General features: G+C 39.1%; 3 protein-coding genes. 2 read left to right on the top strand and 1 reads right to left on the bottom strand.

Annotated features, from left to right (window positions below; translation table 11 throughout):
- Positions 1-61 precede the first annotated feature (61 nt).
- Positions 62-820 carry a hypothetical protein gene (locus ACTHJT_RS08830; RefSeq protein WP_440237658.1) on the bottom strand — a complete coding sequence of 253 codons (759 nt, stop codon included), beginning with the start codon at positions 818-820 and terminating at the stop codon, positions 62-64.
- Positions 821-1243: 423 nt separating this feature from the next.
- Between ACTHJT_RS08830 and ACTHJT_RS08825 the strand changes: the two genes are divergently transcribed.
- Both ACTHJT_RS08825 and ACTHJT_RS08820 read left to right on the top strand, forming a co-directional pair.
- Positions 1244-2053, top strand: a complete 810-nt coding sequence (locus tag ACTHJT_RS08825) for a 2,3,4,5-tetrahydropyridine-2,6-dicarboxylate N-succinyltransferase (protein ID WP_440237657.1) — start codon at positions 1244-1246, stop codon at positions 2051-2053.
- A gap of 183 nt (positions 2054-2236) precedes the next feature.
- A partial coding sequence (locus ACTHJT_RS08820; protein ID WP_440237659.1) for a Dps family protein occupies positions 2237-2414 on the top strand: 178 nt, incomplete at its 3' end.

The raw sequence follows: 2414 nt of genomic DNA, 5'->3' as shown, positions 1-2414 counted from the left end.
GAAGATTGAAGACGAGAAGGGGGATAGTTAACTAAAAAATGATCCTGAAACCGATGAGTAATTAAGCAATTTGCTCTGCTGCTTGAAGGAAATGTTCTTTATACCAATTTAGTAATTTACTTTCTTCCCAGATCAGTTCTTCCGGATTACCCTGGGTATAAAAATCAGTGTTCAGAATAGCGTTCTTAATATCGCCTGCTTTGGGTAAATCTGAAAAAGGGATAATAATACCGGCATTGAATTTCTGAATATATTCTCCCCAGATCAGATTGGGGGAACAAATCACGGGCAGATGGTTAAGCAGGTATTCGAACAGTTTTGTTGGTACCCGCAGGGTAGTGCTTTCATTAAAGCGGTAAGGGAGCAGACCGATGTGGTGAGTATGAATGGCTGACAAAATTTCAGCATGATCTACCGGTTTGTCACCACCAATCAGTTTGATAAACGGGTAGGGGGCGATGCGGTTTTTGACTTTGGTAAGCTCGCGGCAATTTGGGGAAAAGCCGATGATGGTGAGTTCAAATCTGTAATCAAAAAGATATAACCGGATGATCAGGTCAATTGCTTCAAACACGCCATACGAAGTTGCAATGGTTCCTGAATATAAGAGTTTGATTTTTTGCCCTTCTGTGATTCTTACAATTTTTGATTCCTGCGGAATGCTTCCCTGGTATTTATTTTCGAGCACAAGTATCTGCGGATGGATGCGGTCGGCCAGCTCTCTTTGGTAAGTTCTTTCAGCCAGGAGATAACCATCAATCTTCTTCTGTACAAACTTTTCCTTGAAGCGCACCCAATGAGCTAAAATGTTCTTTATCAAAGGTGGAAACGTATCTGTATAGAGCAGGTTGTAAAAGTAATTTTCTTGTACATCGTATATAATTTTACAGCCAAATAATATTCTGTATAAATATGTAACTAGCAGTAATTCATGAGTAGAAACTATAATTGTATCAGGTTTTACTTTAAGTGCTATTCTGAGAAAATTCAAAGGAGCAAAAAGACGTAAAACAGACATTCTTCGGGACTCAAAAATAGGATAAAAGAATTGGTTGGCAGTATTGATCTGAGAGCTTTTATACCCTGCAATGTGGATTTCTGTATTTGGCAAAACACTCAGACTTTTCCCGATTTTTTCGTACATTCGGGCGTCGTTAGTAGGCTTTAGGACTGATCCTAGGAGTATTTTGTGTTTGATCATGCTCCTAAAAATAGTAAAAAAATTATAGTATTAAATATCAAGATGAAAGAATTAATTGAAAAAGCGTGGGAAGATCGTTCATTACTTGCAAACCCGGAAGTACAGAATACCATTAATGCAGTAATCGAAGAATTGGACAAGGGGCGTTTGAGAGTTGCTCAGCCAAATGAAGACGGTAGCTGGACATTAAACGACTGGGTAAAGAAGGCTGTAATCATGTATTTCCCGATCCGCAAAATGGAAACGATTGAATGTGGACCGATGGAGTTTTACGACAAAATGGCATTAAAAACTGGTTATGAAGCATTAGGTGTTCGGGTGGTTCCGCATGCGGTTGCGCGTTATGGAGCATATCTTGCAAAGGGGACAATCCTGATGCCTTCTTATGTTAATATTGGCGCATATGTAGATTCGGGAACGATGGTTGATACCTGGGCAACAGTAGGAAGCTGCGCACAAATTGGTAAAGACGTTCACCTGAGCGGTGGTGTAGGTATTGGCGGTGTGCTTGAACCTGTACAGGCTGCTCCTGTAATTATTGGTGATGGGGCATTTTTAGGCTCTAGATGTATCGTGGTTGAAGGAGTACGTGTGGGTAAAGAAGCGGTATTGGGTGCCAATGTGGTGTTAACAGCAAGTTCTAAAATTATTGATGTTACAGGCCCTGAGCCAGTTGAATATAAAGGTTTTGTTCCGGAACGTTCAGTCGTAATCCCGGGTACCATACCGAAAGAGTTTGCTTCAGGTACATACCAGGTACCTTGCGCACTGATCATTGGAAAAAGAAAGCCAAGCACAGATCTTAAAACTTCATTGAACGATGCATTACGTGATAATAACGTAAGCATCTGATAGAGATATGCGATTATTTTAAAGGGGATGTCAGAAACATCCCCTTTATTTTTTAACTTTTAAAATTGTATTTTTTATATACCCATGTAATGGTCAATCTCATTTTTAAATTCGGTTCAGATTGTTTGGAATTATAGAGGGTAAGTATAATATTTGAAAAAAGAACAAACATCTGATACATTTATGGGCAAGTTAAATTCAATCGGGTTAGATGAAAAATTAACCAAAGAATTAGCAGAGAAACTGAACGGGTTATTAGCCAATTATTCTGTTTTCTACATGAACACCCGTGGCTTTCACTGGAACATCTCCGGAGATAAGTTTTTTGAGCTGCATCTGAAATTTGAAGAACTGTATAACA

The sequence above is a fragment of the Cytophaga sp. genome (assembly GCF_051961495.1).
Classification (GTDB): Bacteria; Bacteroidota; Bacteroidia; order Cytophagales; family Cytophagaceae; genus Cytophaga.
The sequence above is the reverse complement of the archived record's forward strand: the minus strand, read 5'-3'. Positions and strand labels throughout refer to the sequence as shown.